Source organism: Streptomyces europaeiscabiei (assembly GCF_001550375.1).
Taxonomy (GTDB): domain Bacteria; phylum Actinomycetota; class Actinomycetes; order Streptomycetales; family Streptomycetaceae; genus Streptomyces; species Streptomyces europaeiscabiei.
The window spans coordinates 1-1,684 of record NZ_LRTR01000797.1 but is presented as its reverse complement, the minus strand read 5'-3'; the positions used below and the strand labels follow the sequence as shown (position 1 = coordinate 1,684).

Genomic DNA, 1,684 nt, shown 5'->3' with positions numbered 1-1,684 from the left:
CCCCCGCCGATCCCCTCGCCCCCGACCGGCCCCCCCGCCCCCACCCCGTCACCCGATCGCCGTACTCGGACATGCGTACGCCACCCCTTCGGCCTTCACTGCGATCAGGAGATCGGCGACGCGGGCGTCCACCACGTGGCGGAGCCGAGGCGCGGTCAGCCACCACGTGGCGGAGCCGCGGAGTCCAGGGAGGCTGTATGGGGCGGCACGGCATACGGCAGGCAGCGCGATGACCACGTCGGCGGACCGGGCCCGGCAGGGCAGGGACGCCCGGAAACAGGCGCCGCGCTCGGCGCACGCCACCTGGATTCCCTCGGTCGACCGCTCCGATCCCGTCGCCGTACTCGAACGCCAGGGCCGGGACAGGCTGCCGGAGTTGCTGCCCATCCGGTACGGCCGGATGTCGGTGTCACCGTTCGCCTTCCTGCGCGGTGGGGCCGCCGTCATGGCGGCCGACCTGGCCGCCCAGCCGCACACCGGCCTCACCGTGCAGCTCTGCGGAGACGCGCATCTGCTCAACTTCGGCCTCTACACCTCCCCGGAACGCTCCCTGCTGTTCGATCTGAACGACTTCGACGAGACGTACCCGGGCCCCTTCGAGTGGGACGTGAAACGGCTCGCGGCCTCCGTCGCCGTGGCCGCCCGCGAGAACGGCCACGCGGAGGCCGACGCCCGGGCCGCCGCGTACGGGACGGCCGCCGCGTACCGCCGGACGATGCGGAAGCTGGCGGGGGAGGGCGAACTCGCCGTCTGGTACACGAGTGTCGACGCCGACCGGCTGCTGCCGCTGCTCCGCTCGGGCCGTCACCGGCGGCGCCTGGAGTCGAGCCTCGGCCGGGCCCGCCGCCGCACCAGCCTGCACGCCCTCGGCAAGCTCACCGAGATCGTCGACGGGCGGCGCCGCATCCTCCACGACCCGCCCCTGCTGGAGCCCGCCGGCGCCTCCGACATGGCGGCCCTCCGCAAGATCTTCAGCGACTACCGCTCCACCCTCGCCGAGGAACGCCGTCTCCTCCTCGACCGCTACCGTTTCGCCGACGCCGCCCGCAAGGTCGTCGGCGTCGGCAGCGTCGGTACCCGCTGCTTCATCGTCCTGCTCGTGGGCCGCGACGCCGATGACCTGCTCTGCCTCCAGATCAAGGAGGCCGGCCGGTCCGTTCTCGAACACCATCTGCCGCACGGCCCGTACGATCACCCCGGGCACCGTGTCGTCGCAGGCCAGCGGATTCTCCAGGCCGCCGGTGACATCTTCCTCGGCTGGCTGACCGGCCCCCAGGGCCGCGCGTACTACTGGCGTCGGCTCCGCGACACACAGGGCTCGGCCGATGTCGCCGGCATGCCCCCGGACGACCTCCGCGCCTACGCCCGCCTCTGCGGCACCACCCTCGCCCGCGCCCACGCCCGCTCGGGCGACCGCGTCGCCATCGCCGCCTACCTCGGCGGCAAGGACACCTTCGACCACGCCCTCGCCGACTTCGCCCTCCGCTACGCCGACCAGACCGTCAGGGACCACGCCGCCCTGGGCGCGGCGGTCGCGGCGGGCGTGGTCACGGCGACACCCGACGTGTGAACCGTCGCGAGCGCAGACCTTCGGCACGGCCCCGCCCCCCCCCCCCCCCCCCCCCCCCCCCCCCCCCCCCCCCCCCCCCCCCCCCCCCCCCCCCCCCCCCCCCCCCCCCCCCCC

At 75.1% G+C, this 1,684-nt stretch carries 1 protein-coding gene; it reads left to right on the top strand.

What is annotated here, in order from left to right:
• Positions 1 to 229: 229 nt before the first annotated feature.
• Positions 230 to 1,570 carry a DUF2252 domain-containing protein gene (locus AWZ10_RS39185; RefSeq protein ID WP_060893424.1) on the top strand — a complete coding sequence of 447 codons (1,341 nt, stop codon included), beginning with the start codon at positions 230 to 232 and terminating at the stop codon, positions 1,568 to 1,570.
• The last annotated feature ends 114 nt before the right edge of the window (positions 1,571 to 1,684 follow it).

Coding starts and splice junctions, on each gene's coding strand:
- AWZ10_RS39185 (WP_060893424.1), top strand. CDS start 230: ATGACCACGTCGGCGGACCGGGCCCGGCAGGGCAGGGACGCCCGGAAA.